Source organism: Pseudomonas helleri, assembly GCF_009600315.1.
In the GTDB taxonomy this organism is placed as follows: domain Bacteria; phylum Pseudomonadota; class Gammaproteobacteria; order Pseudomonadales; family Pseudomonadaceae; genus Aquipseudomonas; species Aquipseudomonas helleri_A.
Window position 1 is genome coordinate 37,592 of sequence record NZ_WIWC01000018.1, and the last position, 17,282, is coordinate 54,873.

Annotated in this window: 17 protein-coding genes; 7 read left to right on the forward strand and 10 right to left on the reverse strand. The window is 57.3% G+C overall.

The features are described from left to right. Positions 1-16: 16 nt before the first annotated feature. Positions 17-1,435, forward strand: coding sequence for a sensor histidine kinase efflux regulator BaeS (baeS, locus tag GHN86_RS12765; RefSeq protein ID WP_153378654.1), 1,419 nt, complete (start codon positions 17-19; stop codon positions 1,433-1,435). A gap of 2 nt (positions 1,436-1,437) precedes the next feature. After that, the gene (locus GHN86_RS12770) at positions 1,438-2,112 is read left to right on the forward strand and encodes a response regulator (protein WP_153378655.1); all 675 of its coding nucleotides are present in this window, start codon (positions 1,438-1,440) and stop codon (positions 2,110-2,112) included. Positions 2,113-2,481: 369 nt separating this feature from the next. On the opposite strand, the gene GHN86_RS12775 is transcribed toward GHN86_RS12770, so the two are convergent. The 3 genes from GHN86_RS12775 to GHN86_RS12785 form a co-directional block, all read right to left on the reverse strand. Beyond that, positions 2,482-2,901 (reverse strand): hypothetical protein, encoded by a 420-nt coding sequence (locus GHN86_RS12775; RefSeq protein ID WP_153378656.1) that lies wholly within the window; start codon positions 2,899-2,901, stop codon positions 2,482-2,484. Positions 2,902-3,105: 204 nt separating this feature from the next. Then, positions 3,106-3,621, reverse strand: a complete 516-nt coding sequence (locus GHN86_RS12780; protein WP_153378657.1) for a cupin domain-containing protein — start codon at positions 3,619-3,621, stop codon at positions 3,106-3,108. A gap of 177 nt (positions 3,622-3,798) precedes the next feature. Further along, positions 3,799-4,494 carry a tRNA (adenine(22)-N(1))-methyltransferase gene (locus GHN86_RS12785; RefSeq protein WP_323369263.1) on the reverse strand — a complete coding sequence of 232 codons (696 nt, stop codon included), beginning with the start codon at positions 4,492-4,494 and terminating at the stop codon, positions 3,799-3,801. 129 nt (positions 4,495-4,623) lie between these two features. On the opposite strand from GHN86_RS12785, the gene GHN86_RS12790 reads away from it, so the two are divergent. Continuing rightward, positions 4,624-4,785 (forward strand): DUF2986 domain-containing protein, encoded by a 162-nt coding sequence (locus GHN86_RS12790; protein ID WP_153378658.1) that lies wholly within the window; start codon positions 4,624-4,626, stop codon positions 4,783-4,785. 22 nt (positions 4,786-4,807) lie between these two features. On the opposite strand, the gene arsH is transcribed toward GHN86_RS12790, so the two are convergent. Beyond that, entirely contained in the window at positions 4,808-5,506 is a 699-nt protein-coding gene (gene arsH / locus GHN86_RS12795; RefSeq protein WP_153378659.1) for an arsenical resistance protein ArsH, read from the reverse strand. Positions 5,507-5,587: 81 nt separating this feature from the next. Further along, positions 5,588-5,935, reverse strand: a complete 348-nt coding sequence (locus tag GHN86_RS12800) for a metalloregulator ArsR/SmtB family transcription factor (protein ID WP_153378660.1) — start codon at positions 5,933-5,935, stop codon at positions 5,588-5,590. A gap of 172 nt (positions 5,936-6,107) precedes the next feature. Between GHN86_RS12800 and GHN86_RS12805 the strand changes: the two genes are divergently transcribed. The 3 genes from GHN86_RS12805 (at position 6,108) to GHN86_RS12815 (ending at position 8,943) form a co-directional block, all read left to right on the forward strand. Continuing rightward, positions 6,108-6,896, forward strand: a complete 789-nt coding sequence (locus GHN86_RS12805; protein WP_153378661.1) for an SDR family NAD(P)-dependent oxidoreductase — start codon at positions 6,108-6,110, stop codon at positions 6,894-6,896. A gap of 329 nt (positions 6,897-7,225) precedes the next feature. After that, positions 7,226-7,654: a DUF2231 domain-containing protein gene (locus tag GHN86_RS12810; protein ID WP_323369264.1), complete on the forward strand. Its 429-nt coding sequence runs from the start codon at positions 7,226-7,228 to the stop codon at positions 7,652-7,654. Continuing rightward, complete coding sequence (locus GHN86_RS12815) at positions 7,651-8,943, forward strand: PQQ-dependent sugar dehydrogenase (protein WP_153378663.1); 1,293 nt, start codon at positions 7,651-7,653, stop codon at positions 8,941-8,943. Before GHN86_RS12810 ends, GHN86_RS12815 begins: the two co-directional genes overlap by 4 nt. A 45-nt stretch (positions 8,944-8,988) precedes the next feature. Here the strand turns inward: GHN86_RS12815 and GHN86_RS12820 are convergent, their stop codons facing one another. The 3 genes from GHN86_RS12820 to GHN86_RS12830 all read right to left on the reverse strand — a co-directional run bounded on the left by GHN86_RS12820 (position 8,989) and on the right by GHN86_RS12830 (position 13,682). Beyond that, positions 8,989-9,882 carry a Ku protein gene (locus GHN86_RS12820; RefSeq protein ID WP_153378665.1) on the reverse strand — a complete coding sequence of 298 codons (894 nt, stop codon included), beginning with the start codon at positions 9,880-9,882 and terminating at the stop codon, positions 8,989-8,991. 13 nt (positions 9,883-9,895) lie between these two features. Further along, the gene (gene ligD / locus GHN86_RS12825) at positions 9,896-12,379 is read right to left on the reverse strand and encodes a DNA ligase D (RefSeq protein ID WP_153378666.1); all 2,484 of its coding nucleotides are present in this window, start codon (positions 12,377-12,379) and stop codon (positions 9,896-9,898) included. Between the two features lie 91 nt (positions 12,380-12,470). Then, positions 12,471-13,682 carry a YeeE/YedE family protein gene (locus GHN86_RS12830; protein WP_153378668.1) on the reverse strand — a complete coding sequence of 404 codons (1,212 nt, stop codon included), beginning with the start codon at positions 13,680-13,682 and terminating at the stop codon, positions 12,471-12,473. Between the two features lie 250 nt (positions 13,683-13,932). Here GHN86_RS12830 and GHN86_RS12835 point away from each other — a divergent pair, with 250 nt between their 5' ends. Next, a complete protein-coding gene (locus GHN86_RS12835) occupies positions 13,933-14,343 on the forward strand; it encodes a cupin domain-containing protein (protein WP_153378669.1) in 411 nt (136 codons plus the stop codon). Here GHN86_RS12835 and GHN86_RS12840 read toward each other — a convergent pair. Then, positions 14,334-16,085, reverse strand: a complete 1,752-nt coding sequence (locus GHN86_RS12840) for an FAD-dependent oxidoreductase (protein ID WP_323369265.1) — start codon at positions 16,083-16,085, stop codon at positions 14,334-14,336. The genes GHN86_RS12835 and GHN86_RS12840 overlap by 10 nt on opposite strands. A 2-nt stretch (positions 16,086-16,087) precedes the next feature. Beyond that, positions 16,088-16,936: an IclR family transcriptional regulator gene (locus GHN86_RS12845; RefSeq protein ID WP_153378671.1), complete on the reverse strand. Its 849-nt coding sequence runs from the start codon at positions 16,934-16,936 to the stop codon at positions 16,088-16,090. Positions 16,937-17,282: the final 346 nt, after the last annotated feature.

Here is a 17,282-nt window from a genome sequence, read left to right on the forward strand (position 1 = left end):
TCGTCCGGGGGCCTAAATGAGCGGGTCATTCACCGACCCGCACGAGCCCATGAAACTGAGTATCTCCACCAAATTGTTTAGCGCGGTTCTGGCCAGCGTGTTGTTTGTGATCCTGAGCATGGGCCTGGCCACCAGTTGGAGCTTTACCCGCGGCTTTCTCGGCTACCTCAATGAGCAGGCGCTGGAGCGCATGGCGCCGGTGTTGCCGCGTTTGGCCAGTGCTTATGAGCGCGAAGGCAGCTGGGAGTTTTTGCGTAACAAGCCAGACCGCTGGTTTGAAATCATGCGCCCTGACCACACCGATGAGCCGACGACCCATGACTTGCGAATCCCTTCCGCCTCCGACCTGACCGGCGCGTTGTTTCGCATCGCCCTGCTCGATCAGGACAAAAAACGCGTGACGGGCTACCCGTCCATCGCCGATGACGCCCTGCTGCGCCCTATTGAAGTGGACGGCAAAGTCGTGGGCTGGCTGGCCGTTACGCCGTTTCAAAGCGTCACCGAGGCGGGTGGTTCACGCTTCCAGCAATACCAACTGCAAACCAGTCTGGCGATGGGTTTTGTGTCGCTGCTGCTGGCGATGCTGATTGCCTGGTGGATTGCCCGAACCTTGCTCGACCCGGTCAAACGCGTGGCCGCGGCGACCCATAAACTGGCCGCCGGGGAATACAGCAATCGGGTACAGGTGTCGTCCAATGACGAAGTGGGCCAATTGGCCCGCGACTTTAACCAATTGGCCTATACCCTGGAACGTAACGAGAAAATGCGCCGCGAGTTTATGGCCGATGTGTCCCATGAACTGCGCACCCCACTGTCGGTGCTGCGCGGTGAACTGGAAGCCATTGAAGACGGTGTGCGCAGCCTTGATCACAGCTCCATGAAATCGCTGCAAGGTGAAGTCGGCATGCTCAGCAAGCTGGTGGACGATTTGTATGAGCTGTCCTTGGCCGACGTTGGTGCGCTGACCTACCGTAAAAGCCCATGCGACCTCAATGAGTTGTTGGAAACCGTGGTGGCGATGTTTCAGGAACGCTGCAACGCGGCCGGATTGAAAGTTGAACTGAAACTACCGGAGCAGTCGCTGTTGCTTGAGGCGGATGCCAAGCGCCTGCAACAACTGTTTGGCAACCTGCTGGAAAACGCTGTGCGTTATACCGATGCGGGGGGCTTGTTAGTGATCAGCGCCAGCGCGGACGGCGACGACGTGCGGGTTAGCCTGATGGACTCGGGCCCTGGCGTCGACCCGCAACAACTGCCGCGCCTGTTCGAGCGCTTCTATCGCGGCGAGGCTTCGCGCAACCGCGCCAGTGGCGGTGCGGGGCTGGGGTTGGCGATCTGTCACAGCATCGTCCTTGCCCACGGCGGCAGTTTGACGGCCGATCATTCACCGCTGGGCGGCCTGTGGCTTAGCCTGCGTTTGCCACGCAAGGTGTAAGCATGGAAGAGCACGCAGAGATTCTGATTGTTGAAGACGAACCAAAACTGGCGACGCTGATGCGCGATTACCTGTCAATGGCGGGGTACGCCGTGCATTGCCTGGTGAATGGCCTGGAGGTGATCCCGTGGGTGCGCAGCCACACGCCTCGGTTGATCCTGCTCGACCTGATGTTGCCGGGGCGTGATGGTCTGGACATTTGCAAGGAACTGCGCGGTTTCAGCGCCGTGCCGGTGATCATGATCACCGCGCGGGTGGAAGAAGTGGACCGCCTGCTGGGGTTGGATATTGGCGCTGACGACTACATCTGCAAACCCTTCAGCCCGCGCGAGGTGGTGGCCCGGGTCAAGGCTATTTTGCGTCGCAGTCCGCAGCTGGAAGTGGTGGCTCAAGCCCGTATCCACATTGATGAAGAGCACTACCGGGCGTCTTTTGATGGCGTGGCGCTGGACTTGACGCCGGTGGAACTGCGGCTGCTGAGTACCTTTGCGCGGGCGCCGGGGCGGGTGTTTTCGCGGGATCAGTTACTGGACAAACTGTACTCGGACCATCGCGTGGTGACTGACCGCACGGTGGACAGCCATATTCGCAACGTGCGCCGCAAACTGGCGCAGGCGTGTCCGGGGCAGGATCCGATTCAGTCGTTGTACGGGGTGGGGTACAAATTGGAGCTTTGAGGGTAAGGCAGCCCCTCACCCTAGCCCTCTCCCGAGGGAGAGGGAACTGACCGCGTGTGGCCGCACCATCACCGCCATTCAGCCCTTAAAAAGCAGGAACTGAGCGCGTGCGTTCTGTGCATCACTACAGAACAGCCCCCTCTCCCGAGAATGTCCCTCAGTCGCTCAGCAAGTGTACGCGCGATTATTTGACGCGCTGGGCTGCGAGCGGCGGTTAGTAGCCGCATGTTTATCGGCGGATCAGAAATACAGCAATAGCTACTCGATACTCGCCAAAGCCATTCGACTTTTCTGTCCGCCCGAACATGTCGAAACCGTATTGAAGTGTGGCCAGTGCATACGGATCAAATGCAGATGCCGGTAAAGGGATTAGTGCGACAACGTATAACGCCCGGTATTTTGCCGAACATCGGGCTTGATCGGTCCTGATTGCTGGCTGAACACAAAAGTGCCACGACGATTGGTTTCACACACCAGCGTCAACGTGTAATCCACGGGGGCGCCCTGGTAAACCTCATGCATCACCAGCTGGCCCAAATCCGGCGCGTGTTTGCGATAGGTATATTCGCCGCTGGACACACTCTCGGTGCCCAGCACCTCAAGCTGATAGCGGCCCTCATCCAGTTTCAAACGCAGCAAGTTGCCAGCGTTCGGGTTGCTGGGCGAGTAATGAGGATCGGCCACATTGATCATGGTTTGGTTAACCAGTGAGTCCGGCACATCACAGCTGGCCGTTGCGTGTGAGGCCAATGCGGCGAGTATGGGTAGCGTTAAAAGACGTACCAGCATCTGAAATACCTCATAGGTTTTTTAAAAAAACACCCTATGGCTCAGAACGTCTTTCGTCGCCCGCGAAGATTTTACAAATCGTAACTCGTCGAAACCCAGGCCCGACAAAGGGAGTCATCCGCAGGCGCAGATGCACATTGAAGAGGGACTGCACGCGGGTTTGCAACCGGCGCGCAGCCGCTCAACTGACGGTTCGTAACGGCGTTAAGGCGCTATGCACACTTTGGCCGCCTCGGGATCATTGGGCACGAACGAGTCACGCGCGCCGGGCTTGAGCACGACATAGCCGCGGCGCCAGGGTTGGTCGTCGACCATCTTCCAGCGGTGCCCCGAGCCAGTATTGTCTTCCGCGACCAGTACTTCACCCGGATGCAGGGTGAATGTCTCGCCGCCACGAGTTTCAAACGCCAAGGTTCCGGACAGCGTGATGACGTACTGCGGCTCCGGGTCGTTATGCCAGTCAAAAGATGCATGGGCCGGGGTTTGTTTGAAGTGAATCGAGGTCACATCGTTGCGCTGGGTCTGGTCGATGGTGCCTTGCAGAACATGCGAGGCGTTATCGGCGCCGGTACACAGTTTGTAGGCCTTGATGGTGTCAGTCCCGGAGGGGGCCGCTTGAGCACCGGTCATGCCAGCAAAGATGAGCGCGATAACCCCCGCCGTGCTCAGGCCTAACCGTTGAATAGAAAAATGCCGGGCCGATTGTTTTGGTTGCTGCATGGGACGGGTTTGCCTCGTATGTGGATGAATATTCGCTATCGTCGTCTCGGGCCAGTATCGGGACAACTAACTAATAATTCATTAAACGAGGTGTTCCGCGAATACCCACGCACGCGAGCACAAGTGCAGCATTTATCGCGGACGAGGTTAGGGTCAATCAAACACCGTGCATCGCTTTCAGGCCAGCAGTTCGGTAATCCACCGGGCCTGTTGAGCCACCTCGTGCACTTTCACGTCTGGTACGGCCTGTCGCGCCTTGGCGAACTGCGCCAGGGTCTGCTGTTTGTGGCGCAATATGCGCTGCCATTTGCTCAGAAACGCAGGGCTACGCGCCTGCATCTGCAAGGGACCGAAGTACAGTTCCTCGGCGCTATACAGCACCGGCCCGGCACGCTCGGCGACGATGATTTCGTAGTAGAAGCTGTTTTCACTGAGCAGCTCTTCGCTGACGATGCGGTAGCCGTTTTCCATCAACCAATAACGCAGAGGCTGCTCGCCGCCGTTGGGCTGCAAGATCAAACGCTCCTGGCCGCTCAAACGCGCTTTACCGTTTTCAAGAATGTCGCGGATAGTTTCACCGCCCATGCCGCATACACTGATCGCCGTAATGGCGTCTTGCGGCTCTATCGCCTCAAGACCATTAGCCCTGCGCACAGTGATCTGTTGTTCAAGGCCATTGTCACGCACGGTACGTTGCGCCGCCTGAAACGGCGTCAAAGCCACCTCACCCGCCACGGCCGCCGCGATAAGCCCCCGGCGCATCAATGCCACCGGCAAATAGCCGTGATCCGAACCGATATCTGCCAGCCTCGCACCGACAGGCATATGGGCCGCCACCCGCTCAAGGCGCATGGACAATGTGTGCTGATTCACTGCAAATCCTTAATGTTCACGAATATCTGAACTTCTTAAATAAAAACGACGTGCGCCGCCAGCCCCATGCTGCGGTTCGATTTTCCAAACTGCTATCATTCCGGCCTTCGCAATACCGGAATGAACACCATGAATCGTCGTAAAAAAATCACTCAGCTTCTGAAGGCTCACGCTAAAAAGGCCAGTGCCAAATTGGCCCCAAAAAATAAAGTGAAATACATTAGCAAAGCTGACCGTTTAAAACTGGCCGTTGAAGCCGATCAGGAGCCAGCGACGCCGTCCGAAAGCTGATCCGCGCACTGGTCAACAGCCCTCAGATCGAACGCTGGTTGACTCGGGCCATCAGTTGCTCCGCCGTTTCCTTGCGCTCTGAGTAACGGTCTACCAACGTGGCCTGCTGATCACGCAACAACAGGGTGAATTTGACCAGTTCTTCCATCACATCCACGAGCCGGTCGTAAAACGGAGATGGCTTCATCCGACCGTTGTCGTCGAATTCCATATAGGCCTTGGGGACCGAAGACTGATTGGGAATAGTGAACATGCGCATCCAGCGGCCCAACACACGCAGTTGGTTGACCACATTGAAGGACTGCGAGCCACCACAGACTTGCATCACCGCTAGGGTTTTGCCCTGCGTGGGACGAACTGCCCCCATCTCAAGCGGTATCCAGTCGATCTGCGCCTTGAACACTGCCGACATTGCGCCATGCCGCTCCGGCGAGCACCAGACCTGACCTTCCGACCACAGCACCAGCTCGCGCAGCTCTTGTACTTTCGGGTGCTCCACCGGGGCATCGTCGGGCAACGGCAAGCCTGAAGGGTTGAAGATGCGCACCTGGGCACCGAAATGCTCCAGCAAACGAGCGGCCTCCTCCACCATCAGACGGCTGAAAGAGCGTTCGCGGGTTGAGCCGTATAACAACAGGATGCGTGGCATGTGCTCTGGCGCGTCCGAAGAGGGCAGGCCTTTAAAAAGGGATGTATCGAGGTTGGGCAAGTGTTCTGACATGGCTCCTCCTGAAGAGCGTCAACTATTAAACAGTGCGCTGGAACCCAATGCCGGGCCGTAAACTGGTGCGCATGGGGGGCGTCAGCAGCGGGCGGCTTCACGAACGGGACGACCCTTCATGTGTTGCAGCCGCGAAATATTGTCCTTGAGCCATTGCGTATTGGCTTCGAACGTCACGTTTAGAACCTCGCGAACCCACTCGGGAAGATCCGGATTGAGACGGTAATAAACCCACTGACCTTGACGGCGATCCAGCAACAGGCCGCTGCTGCGCAAGTGCGCAAGGTGGCGGCTTATTTTGGGTTGACTGTCGTCAAGCGCGCACATCAGTTCGCAGACACACAACTCACCCTGATGCGCTATCAGCAAGGTGGCACGAGCCCGGGTTTCGTCGGACAAGCTCTTGAATACATCGCAGGGTGTGTACATCTGACGCTCATAACATGCGGATAACCGAATATACGGCTTTGCATATATCTCTGGCAACCCCTGTGTTGCAAGCCCCTAGTTCGAACAGACGATGTAGCTCCTAACGTCGCACAGCACAGTTTCTTCATCTATTCGCCTGCCCTTGCAGCGAACGACTGATGACGGAGACAGCATGGGAACGCTTGAAGACCGGGTGGCAATAGTGACCGGCGGCGCCGCCGGCATTGGCCGCGGCATGACAGAGGCATACGCCCGCGCCGGTGCGTATGTGCTGATGGCTGATGTCAATGTGGCGGCGGGCGATGAGTGCTTGAGCAACCTGCCTGCCGAGCTACGCAAGCGGGTCAGTTTCATGCAGGTGGATGTCACCGAAAAAACACAGGTTCAGGCGATGGTGGCTCAAGCGGTCAGTCGTTTTGGGCGTCTGGATATTCTGGTCAACAATGCCTGGCGCGGCTCGGGGTTTGCCCGCCTGGAAGAGCAGACTGACGAACAACTGCGCGGTGCCTTCGACATGGCGGTGATGGCAGCCTTTTGGGCCATGCAAGCCGCTCTCCCGCATTTCAAGCAAGTGGGTTCCGGGCGGGTGATTAACCTGTGTTCGCTCAATGGCGTGAATGCACACCTTTACAGCGCCGATTACAACGCCGCCAAAGAAGCGCTGCGTACGCTGACCCGAACCGCTGCGCGTGAGTGGGCGCAGTATCAGGTCTGTTGCAACGTTATCTGCCCAGGCGCAGCCAGCGACGCTTATCAACGCTTTGCGCGCCATCATCCTGACAATGCCGCCGAAATGGCCAAGGCAAACCCGATGGGACGAATAGGTGATCCGTTGACTGACATTGCTCCGGTGGCAGTTTTCCTCGCCAGTGACGACAGCCGCTACCTCACCGGCAATACCCTGTTTGTCGACGGTGGCGCGCATATCAATGGCGTTCAATGGGCGCCAAAAGTGACGTGATCATGAGCGTTCGTAGCAGTTGACGAGTAATGCGAGGCTACGTTCGACGATGCAATCGTCGCAAAACCTAAACCCCCGCAATGAAGGTGAGCCTGTTGCTCCGGATTAGAATGGATTTACGACGGCTACGCCGCCGATCGCAGCCTCGCGGAGCTCGTCAGCGGCTACAGGGATTTTGCCCGCCCTTTGTTGACACTGACACAAGTAGATACCTGTTTAATTGAACTTTCGCCAACTCATCACAATCCGTACTTAGCACGTTAGCGCGACCTTCAAGGCCAGTGCATGCGCACTGAAACCGGCGGGTCGTACAACAACAAGGAGCCGTCGTGACCGTTTCAGCCCCCCTTACCTTCCGATGCACGCCCTCGCCGCTGCACGCGACCCTGCTGGCCGGGACCGTGCCGCTGTTTATGGGTGCAATGTTCAGTGACATTGCCTACTTCAATTCCTTTCAAATTCAGTGGAGTAATTTCGCCGCTTGGCTGATCGCCGGAGGATTGTTGTTTGCAGGTCTGGCCCTGCTGTTCGCCTTGGTCAATCTGCTCAGGGCGCAGCCCAAAAGCGGCCGTCCGGTGATCTATTTTCTGTTGCTGCTGTGCACCTGGGTACTCGGGTTGGTGAACGCGTTTGAACATGCCAAGGACGCCATGGCGACCATGCCGTATGGCTTGCTTCTTTCAGTCATTGTTACCGTGCTGGCCTGTGTGACCACGTGGGTCGGCCTGACCGGCCTGCGCTCGGGAGAAGCAAAATGAAGCCTGAACATGCACTCACAGTAATCGCCATGGCGGTGTTGTTAAGCGCCTGTGGCGGCGAAGCCGACAGTAAGCTGGCGGTAGGCCCGAATCCGAATTTGCCTGAGCCACAACGTGGCTTGTTGCCCAGCATGAAAATCGCCGAGCCGGTGAAATGGGCGGAGCAAAAGCCCACCGTGCCCCAGGGCTATTCGGTCACGGCGATTGCCACTGACCTGAAAATCCCGCGTCAAACCCTGGTCTTGCCCAATGGCGACATTCTCGTGGCCGAGGGGCGTGGCGGTAATGCGGCCAAACTCAAACCCAAGGATGTGATTGCCAGTTACATCAAGGCGCAAGGCAACACGCAGGTCAAAGGCGGTAATCGGCTGACCTTGCTGCGCGATGCTGACGGCGACGGTGTTTACGAAGTCAAATCGGTGTTTGCCGAGAACCTCAATGCGCCCTACGGGCTGGCCTACGCCGATGGCAAAATCTACGTCGCCAATCAGGACGCACTGGTGCGCTTCGATTATGAAGACGGTCAAACCAAGGCCAGTGGCCCCGCCATCAAGCTGACGGATCTGCCCTCGGCCATCAACCACCACTGGACCAAAGCACTGACCATCAGCCCGGATGGCCGCTCGTTGTACGTGGGTATCGGTTCCAACAGCAACATCACCGAACGCGGTCTGGAGGTTGAAGCCGACCGCGCTCAGGTGTGGCAGATCGACGCCCAAACCGGCGCCCACAAGCCTTATGCCACGGGGCTGCGCAACCCGACGGCGCTGACCATCGAGCCAAACACCGGCAAGCTCTGGGTGGTGGTTAACGAACGAGATGAGCTGGGGCCTGATCTGGTGCCGGACTACCTGACCTCTGTGCAGCAAGGTGGCTTCTACGGCTGGCCTTATAGCTATTGGGGGCAACACGTAGATCCCCGCGTGCAGCCGCAAAACCCGCAAAAAGTGGCCGCTGCCATCAAGCCTGATTACAGCCTGGGTTCACACGTGGCTGCACTGGGCGTGGATTTTTCCATCCCGCCAATGGGCACACAGTTCGCTGAAGGCGCCTTTGTGGGTGAACACGGCAGCTGGAACCGCGATAACCCGGTGGGCTACAAGGTGATTTTTGTACCCTTCAAAAATGGCAGCCCGGCGGGTGATCCAGTCGACTTTGCCACGGGCTTTCGTGACGCTGACGGCAAAACCCGCGGCCGACCGGTCGGTGTGACGGTTGATCCAAAAGGTGCCCTGATTATTGCCGACGACCTTGCCAATACCGTGTGGCGCGTGACGCCGAACCAATAATCGGAGTATCGGCAGGGCGGACTCGACCGCCCTGCCTTTTGGCACTCAGGTGGCTTTTTTGCGGGCCGGGCTGCGCCGTTTAGGGGCTGGTGCTTCGGCTGCTTTCTTCTTGTTCGGCGCGGCCGTTTTAGCGGACTCGGCGGCCCGTGGCTTTTTACTGTTCAAACTTCTTTTCAGCAGCTCTGTCAGGTCAATCACATCGGCTGACTTCTGCTCATCTGCATCGCCCGGCGTCTCGACGCTCTCGATCTTGCCTTCCCGCGCCTTGGTTTCAACCAGTTGCATGATCTGGTCTTGAAACGTATCGACGTACTCATCTGGCTGCCAATCGGCAGACATGTCCTTGACCAGACGTTTGGCCATATCACGTTCGCTTTTGCTGAGTGTGACCTTAGTGACCGCCTCGGTCAGCTCAAGGGTGTCCAGACTGCGCACCTCGGCTGGCCAACGCAACAACACCAGCACCAGCGCTGAGTCAACCGGCATCACCGCCGCCAGATGCTGCGTGGTGCGAATAACCACATGCGCCAAGGCGACTTTGCCGGTGTCTACCAAAGTGTGTCGCAACAACGCATAGACCTTCTCGCCGCGCTTCTGCGGCGCCAGGTAGTAAGGCGTATCGATGTTCACCAATGGAATTTGAGCGCTGTCGACAAAGGCGAAAATATCAATAGTTTGAGTTGAGTCAGGATGTGCAGCGCGAATCTCTTCTTCGCTGATCACCACGTATCGACCCTTTTCAAAGGCCACGCCTTTAACAATATTTTCTTTGGTCACTTCCTTGCCGGTCACTTTGTTGATGCGTTTGTAACCGACCGGGTCCATCGTGCGTTTGTCCAGCCAATCGAAGTCGACGCCTTCTTGCGAGGTGGCCGACACCAACCCCACAGGGATGTGGACCAAGCCAAAACTGATAGCGCCTTTCCAGAGGGTTCTCATCTGTACCGCTCCTTTATTCATCGAGACCGATGGTTTTACGCATGCTTTTGGTAATCATCTGCCGGGTCTTGCCGTACTCGACCCAAGGGTCTTGCGCCAATGCAGCCAAGCGTTTGGGCAAGGTGAAAATGGTCCAGGCATCAGCGCCCTTGATCTCGCTCAGCTCATCTTTGGCGATGGGCACTGACACGGGCAGGCCTTCACGCGCTCTGGCTGCGTAAGCATTAATTGTGGTCGCGCCTTTGCCGTTGCGCAGGTAATCGATAAAAATCTTGCCCACGCGGTTTTTAGGCCCGGCGACCGCCGAAAAACGGCCGGGCATCAGGTGGGCCATGTACTTCACCAGTGCATGGGTAAAGGTTTTAACGGTGTCCCAAGAGTCTCTGCGGGTCAGCGGCACCACGATATGCACGCCTTTGCCGCCGCTGGTTTTGATAAACGAGGTCAAACCCAGTTCATCAAGCAGAGTCAGGATCAGCTGAGTCGCTTCGACCATGCTTTTCCACGGCAAGGCAGGGTCCGGGTCAAGATCGAGGACAAACCGATCGGGCCGCTCAAGCTCAGGCACTTTCGCATTCCCGCTATGGAACTCCACCGTGTTCATCTGCACCGCTTCGAGCAGTGCCTTCACGCTATTAATGACAATCACCGACTCGCCTTTTTGCGAGTCGACACTGGCGAGGGCCAAACCATGGGCATTCTTCTGGAAAAACAATTCACCCGCGATGCCCTCCGGCGCTCGCACCAGCGCTAGCGGGCGATCCTTGAGGGTCGGTAATAGCCAGTCCGCCACACTGACGTAATAGTCAGCAAGCTGGCCTTTGGTCGCGCCACTTTTGCCATCAATCACCCGCTCTGCATGAGTCAGCTTGGGGTGACTGTCCGAAGGTGTGGGTTGAGCCACATCGCGGGTGATGTTTTTGACTGGCTTGTCATGGCGCAGCCCTTGAAATACGGCATGGCGAACAGCGCCATCCTCCGTGAGCTGCGCGTAGCTCACCTGCGCCAGCTGCTGCGGTTTGAGCCAGTGCACTCCCTTGGCTTCAAACCCGGTAGGCGGATTAACGACGGGGGGCGTTTTGACTTCCAGCGGTTTGAGTTGCTTATGCACCGTTCGCAGGGTCTCGCCATCGAATCCAGTGCCCACTTTGCCGGCATAGCGCAGCTCACCACTGTCCTTGTCGTGTAGCCCCAGCAGTAAAGCCCCAAAATAGTGGCGGCTGCCTTTAGGCTCGGTGAAGCCCACCACAACAAACTCTTGGCCCTGCTTGCATTTGAGTTTGATCCAGTCATCCGAGCGCCGGGATACATAAAGGCTGCCCGCGCGCTTGCCGATCAAGCCTTCCATGTTCATTTGGCAGGCGCTGCGCAGCAGGCTTGCGGCATCTTCGGCAAAATCGTCGGAATAACGCAGAACGGTATTTTTAGTGCTGTTGAGCACCTTTTTCAGCGCTGATCGACGCGCTTGCAGCGGCACGTTGCGCAGGTCTGCTCCATTGAGATACGGCATGTCGAACAGATAAAAGACGATATCGCCGCTTTTATCGGCGTCAAAAGCCTGTTGAAGCTGTTGGAAACTGGGGACGCCCTCGCTGTCGAGTGCCACCACTTCACCGTCCAGCCAGGCTGACTCCAGCTTTAATGTCGCGATGGCCTTGGCCAATTCGGGCAACTTTGCAGTCCAGTCATGGCCATTGCGGGTGAACAGCTTGACCTCACCCTTGTCGACCCGTGCCAACATGCGGTAGCCGTCGAATTTGATTTCGTAATGCCAGTCGCCCGTGGGCGGGTGCTCCACCAGCGTCGCCAGTTGCGGTTTCAGACTGGCAGGCTGCGGACCGGCTTTGGCGCCCGTCAGTTGCCCTGTTGTGCGGGGTTTGGGCGCAGATTGGCTGGCCTTTTTTTTGCTCTGTGTCGCAGCCGCCTTGGGCTTTTTCTCGCCAAGGGTGCGGTCGCTGAGCACCGAATCGGGCATGGCCTTTGTCACGTCAAACTCAGACTCAGGCCGGGCCGCCTCGTCCTGATGCTTGATCAAAAACCACAGTTGTTTTTTACCCTCCTGATTAGAGCGCACAAGGTTCCAGATGCCCTGAAGTTTCTCGCCCTCCAGTTCAAATTTGAGCCGGCCTTTTTTAAGCAGCTCTACCGGGTCACCGATGGGTTTCCACACGCCACGGTCCCAGACGATGACATCGCCCGCGCCATAGTGGCCTTCAGGAATATTCCCTTCGAAAGTAGCGTAATCCAGCGGATGGTCTTCCACCTCTACAGCCAGACGTTTGACGTGAGGGTCCAGGCTCGGCCCTTTAGGCACCGCCCAGCTTTTGAGGGTGCCTTGCAGTTCGAGGCGAAAGTCATAATGCAGATGGCTGGCATCATGCTTCTGGATACAGAACTGCAAGGCCTGCCCCGAGGACTTTTTCTTGACAGCGCCGGACGGCTCAGGCGTCGCCGCAAAATTGCGCTTCTTTTGGTAGTCGTCCAGAGCGTCAGTCATACGCAATCCTCACGTGGTAAGCGTGTGAGGGTCACAACGGGGCAGGAGTTCCTTCTATTTCAAGACTGGTGTAAACGGTGATGACCTGTTCTCAGCATCCACCCAACGCCAGTTGCTTTCGTTCGGCCCCAAAGAACAAAGGACGCAGGCGCACACCCACGCTATTGCCGATAAATGCAGCCACTAACCACACCCAGCCATGCAGACTGCCCGAGGCGATGCCACTGAAATACGCGCCAATGTTGCAGCCATATGCCAGACGCGAACCATAACCGAGCAGCAGCCCACCAATGACCGCCGCGACCAAGGAGCGGGCCGGGATTTTCAGGCTGGGAGCAAAGCGCCCGGCTAGACCTGCGGCCAACAGCGCACCCAGCACGATACCGATATCCATGACGCTGGTGATGTCTTCCCACACCGGTGCGGCCAAGGCCTTGGCATTGCCTGGCATCTGCCAGAACGCCCAGCTGCTGACATCGACGCCTAACCCGCTGGCCGCCTTGGCGCCCCACAGGGCAAAGGCCGAGGTAATGCCCCACGGCCGACCGGCCAGCGCCAAGGTTGCATAGTTGAGCAGCGCCAGACCAATAGCCCCCCACACCAATGGCCACGGGCCACGCAAGAAACGGCGCAAACCCTGATATTCACTGGTCACACCCGCTTCAAGCGTGCCATGACGGGCTTTTTCAAGCCGCACGGTCACCGCCGCAATGATCGCAAACACGGCCAGGCTCATCAGCAAGGCTGGCACTACGCCCAGCGTTTGGACGATGGACGTTGCCGGGAACGAGGGCAACGCGAACCACCAGTCTACGTGGTGAGTAGCAATCAACGACCCACAGATAAAAAAGAACAGCGTCACCAGCATGCGCGCATTGCCGCCGCCGACGGTGAACAGGGTGCCCGACGCACAGCCGCCACCCAGTTGCATACCGATGCCGAAAATAAACGCCCCGAACAGGACAGAAACCCCTACCGGCGCCACCAGCCCGACCACCGGTTGGCCGAATAACGTGCCCGCACCCAGCGCGGGGAAGAACAGCACCACCGCCACGGCCAGCATGACCATTTGTGCGCGCAGACCGGCGCCACGCCGGTCATTGATAAACACCCGCCAGGCCGAGGTAAAACCGAAGGCCGCGTGGTACAGCGTCAAGCCCAGCGCGGCGCCGACGATCAGCAATAGCACTTGATGCGAACCGACGCTGTTTTGCAGAAATACAGCGCCCAGCAACAGAAGGATAATAGCCAGCCAGGGCGCGAAGGATCTGCGCTCAGGTGACAGAGTAAGAGAACGGCTCATGAAGAATTCCGGTACGGTTGATTGGGGTAAAAGCGGAGGGGCGCAGTATACCGTTGAGCGAAGCAATCAGAGCGCTTACAGAGCCATCAGGTTCGACAATGCAACATGGGCTGGAGCGGCCAGAAAGAAAACATCGGCGGTGCTGACGTAGTACTCACCCAGATTGATCTCGCATAACCCAGCGACGTTCGGGGGGGTAAATCTGAAATTTCAGCTTTACTCTGCTGCACCTCACCTCAGGAGCACTCTTATGAAAATCACTCGGGTCGGCTCGACACCTTCGCAACAAGGCCCCGCCAACTGGTTCACCGGCCAGGTGCGCATCGACAGCCCTTTTCAGGGCGAAGAACCGGCACGGATTGCCGGCGCTATCGTCACATTCGAGCCGGGTGCACGCACTAACTGGCACACACATCCTCTGGGGCAGACGCTGATTGTGACTCAAGGCAAAGGCTGGACCCAATGTGAGGGTGGCCCAAAAGTGGAAATTGCGGCGGGTGACATCATATGGTGCCCGTGCCAGCGACGTCATTGGCATGGCGCCACGGCAACCACCGCCATGACGCATATCGCTATTACCGAATACCTCGACGGCAAAAATGTCGAATGGCTGGAGCCCGTCAGTGATGACGAGTATCTGGCTGACACTTCTCAAGACTGATGACTGGGTGTCTGTCCTTTGAGGGGGTGTTCGGATGCCGCGTGAAGCCCAACGATATACCCGAATGTCATGGCAGGTCCTAAGTTGATGCCTCCTGAGGGATAGAAACCACCCATAACGCTCGCCATGTCTGTACCTACTGCATAAAGCCCTGTAATTACGGTCCCGCTACGATCCAACACTTGAGCATGACCATTGGTCTTTAGGCCCGCAAATGTTCCAAAGCAGCCCGGTCTAACCTTAACCGCATAAAAGGGGCCTTGCTCGATTGGGGCCACACAAGGGTTACCCTGCGCTATGAGCGGATCACCCTGCTTGCGGTTGTAAGGTGTCGAGCCGCGACCGAACTCTGGATCTTCACCGTTGCGGGCATGCTCGTTGAAATTGCGCACAGTCACGTGCAATCCGGCCGGATCGATACCACAGACCTCGGCCAGCGCTTTAATGGAGTTGGCGCATTGTAGATACCCGCTACGAACCGAAGGCCCGACGGGCAGCGGAAATGGACGCGAATGACCCAGTCCAAAACGGCGCTGGAAGCGGTGATCGCAGATCAGCCATGATGCTACTTCTTCACCTTCAGGGGCCCCTGCAACCATAGCAGCGGTGTAATCGTAATAGCCGTCAGCTTCGTTTACGAACCGCTTGCCCGTGGACAACACGCCGATCAAACCGGGCTTAGCTCGGTCAATGATGTGGGGGAAGTGTCCAATTGTGCCATTGCGATGGCGCACTAATGACACGGGTGCCCACGCAGCAGGTGATGCCACGTCGATATCAAGCTCACCACCGGCCGACTCTCCCAACGAAATACCATCGCCAGAGCATTCCACCGGGGGCAATGCGAGGTGGTCTTCGTCTGTAGACGTGCGCGGGAAAAGTGCTTTACGCCGATGCATGTCGTTGGGGAAACCACCTGTTGCAAGTACCACCCCTCTATTGGCGTGGATCTGCGTCGGACCGTCTGGTGTGTCGACGATTGCCCCCACGACCTTGCCTTGATTCAGTATCAATTCGCGCGCGGGTGCTGACTCGATCAGCGTCACACCGAGATCGACCGCCGATTTGGCTAGCCGTGCCACTAACGCCACGCCATTGACCAAGTGCATTGCCCGACCATGGAGCGTCAAATCCCGCAAGTGCGACAGAAAACGTTTAGTGACATGAATAAAAGATTTTAGCGATCGGGTCATGCTCAAAAAAGCAGCGAGATCGGGACCGGCCATGATGGGCATGCCCAGAAAAGATGTCTCTCTCATCGTCTTGCGCAGGCGATGGATCAACGGTCCCATCTCTCTCGCATCATAAGGCGCAGCGATCACCTGATGGCCTTGAACAGCGGCGCCGGGAACGCGGCCATGAATATCCGGGATGCCATTACCATCGACCCATTTTAAAGTCGTTTTTTCCTCAAAAAACGACACCATACGAGGCGCATTGTCCAGGAAAGCATCTATGCGTTCGGCGTTGTAACGGGAACCCAGTTCATTCCTCAAATAGGTACGCGGCTGCTGCGGATCTTCATGAATGCCAGCCCGTTTGGCCAAAGGATTGCCAGGAATCCACAGCCACCCACCCGACCAGGCGGTCGCGCCACCGAATGTTTCATGCTTTTCCACCACAATGACCTTAAGGCCTTGGGCCGCTGCGGTTACGGCAGCGGCAAGGCCGGAAGCCCCCGAACCGATCACCAGCAGATCACAATTGAGGGATCTGGAATCTGCGTTAGTCTGGGTGTTCACACTTAGCCACCTTGATTGCTATGGAGTGCCGAGAGCCTTGGGCTCATAAGGGCCGCGGAGCCCGGAATCAGCTGCTGGATTTGCGCCACAGCAGCGATCAGAGACGGGGCAATTTGATGCAGACGCTCTTCGCCAAGCCGGAAAACAGGACCCGCGACGCTCACCACTCCAATCACTTTGCGGCTGACGGGATGAAGCAAGGGGACGGCGATGGCTGACATCCAGTCAGCAAAGGTTTGAATGGCTAACGCATAACCGAGCGCGCGGGCTGACTCGATTCTTGGCAGCAACGCGTCAACGGATTGTGGGGCGTATGGGCCGTACTCTTGAGTCGAGCCAAAACCCTGCCGCCCTACCAGCGCCAGCGCCTGCTCGTTGTCCATGGTTGCCATCCAGGCATATCCAGTCGCAGAACACGATAACTTGGCAGCCATGCCCATGTCGGGGTCATAACGCAGACCAGAGCGTGCCCCTTGCGCACGAGCAACCCAAGTCAGCCTGTCCTCGTCCACCACCGACAGTCGCACCAGCTCTCCTACCTCGGCGGCTAGTTGATTGAGAACCGGCTGGGCTGAATCAATCAGCCCGTCCGCGCTTAGATGGGTGAAGGCAAGGACCTGCAACTTTGAGGTCAGTACATAGGTGCCACGCTCCTGTTCTTGACGCGCATATCCGGTCTCACACAAGGTGTTCAACAGGCGATGGGTAGCGCTACGTGGGATACGCAGTTTTTCCGAAATCTCAGTCAGTGCAATCCCTTCACCGCTACTGGCCAGCATTTCCATAATGGCAAGACCACGGTCAAACAGTCCTGTGTAACTCAACTGCGGGTTGCTCAGCACGCTTGGCATGGCGTTTCCTCATGGGCCGTCATGGCACCTGTATGTGTGTTGAGATTCATTTTTGATGATTCTGGAAAACCATTCCAGTTTCAGCAATGATCTCAATTCGCCCGTTACCTCAGGTGAGGCGTCGAAGATTCTGGGGAGTTTGATGCTTGTGCAGAGAATCGCCTGGATACGTCGAACAGCAGGTTCAGATAGGTGATCAACGCTTTGGCAAGGTCAGTTTTCAGACTCTCAACCGTACGAGGTGCCATGAGGTACAACCGAAATTATTTTGAGCAATTTTTACGACGGAAGAGTCCGGGCCCCGAATTACGGGCGTTTCAGTCAGTTGTTGTTTTTTATTTTTGGG

Bases quoted from the DNA above. Each gene is read 5' to 3' on its own strand.
- baeS (WP_153378654.1), top strand. From the start codon at position 17: ATGAGCGGGTCATTCACCGACCCGCACGAGCCCATGAAACTGAGTATC.
- GHN86_RS12770 (WP_153378655.1), top strand. From the start codon at position 1,438: ATGGAAGAGCACGCAGAGATTCTGATTGTTGAAGACGAACCAAAACTG.
- GHN86_RS12775 (WP_153378656.1), bottom strand. From the start codon at position 2,901: ATGCTGGTACGTCTTTTAACGCTACCCATACTCGCCGCATTGGCCTCA.
- GHN86_RS12780 (WP_153378657.1), bottom strand. From the start codon at position 3,621: ATGCAGCAACCAAAACAATCGGCCCGGCATTTTTCTATTCAACGGTTA.
- GHN86_RS12790 (WP_153378658.1), top strand. From the start codon at position 4,624: ATGAATCGTCGTAAAAAAATCACTCAGCTTCTGAAGGCTCACGCTAAA.
- arsH (WP_153378659.1), bottom strand. From the start codon at position 5,506: ATGTCAGAACACTTGCCCAACCTCGATACATCCCTTTTTAAAGGCCTG.
- GHN86_RS12800 (WP_153378660.1), bottom strand. From the start codon at position 5,935: ATGTACACACCCTGCGATGTATTCAAGAGCTTGTCCGACGAAACCCGG.
- GHN86_RS12805 (WP_153378661.1), top strand. From the start codon at position 6,108: ATGGGAACGCTTGAAGACCGGGTGGCAATAGTGACCGGCGGCGCCGCC.
- GHN86_RS12815 (WP_153378663.1), top strand. From the start codon at position 7,651: ATGAAGCCTGAACATGCACTCACAGTAATCGCCATGGCGGTGTTGTTA.
- GHN86_RS12820 (WP_153378665.1), bottom strand. From the start codon at position 9,882: ATGAGAACCCTCTGGAAAGGCGCTATCAGTTTTGGCTTGGTCCACATC.
- ligD (WP_153378666.1), bottom strand. From the start codon at position 12,379: ATGACTGACGCTCTGGACGACTACCAAAAGAAGCGCAATTTTGCGGCG.
- GHN86_RS12830 (WP_153378668.1), bottom strand. From the start codon at position 13,682: ATGAGCCGTTCTCTTACTCTGTCACCTGAGCGCAGATCCTTCGCGCCC.
- GHN86_RS12835 (WP_153378669.1), top strand. From the start codon at position 13,933: ATGAAAATCACTCGGGTCGGCTCGACACCTTCGCAACAAGGCCCCGCC.
- GHN86_RS12845 (WP_153378671.1), bottom strand. From the start codon at position 16,936: ATGCCAAGCGTGCTGAGCAACCCGCAGTTGAGTTACACAGGACTGTTT.